Source organism: Ensifer sp. GW823-FHT05D09 (assembly GCF_058795755.1).
Window position 1 is genome coordinate 1 of the sequence record NZ_JBXAIA010000057.1, and the last position, 324, is coordinate 324.

1 protein-coding gene is annotated in these 324 nt (G+C 60.2%); it reads left to right on the forward strand.

Features of this window, described 5'->3' with window-relative positions:
* The coding region (locus AC1Q80_RS30905; protein WP_492362952.1) for an ABC transporter permease subunit at positions 1-324 on the forward strand (324 nt) is incomplete at both ends.

The window sequence follows — 324 nt, forward strand, 5'->3', positions numbered from 1 at the left end:
TTGATCCCCTTGATGCAGGAACAGGGCACCAGCGACGAGGAGGCGGCCCTGTCTCTGGGCGCATCGGGCTGGCAGACCTTCTGGCATGTGACGCTGCCCAACATCAAATGGGGGCTGCTTTACGGCGTGCTCTTATGCAACGCCCGTGCCATGGGCGAGTTCGGCGCGGTGTCGGTGGTGTCGGGCCATATTCGCGGCCAGACCAACACCATGCCGTTGCAGGTGGAAATCCTCTATAATGAATATAACTTCGTTGCCGCATTTGCGGTTGCGACGTTGCTGGCGCTGCTGGCGCTGGTCACCCTCGTCTTGAAAACGGCGCTT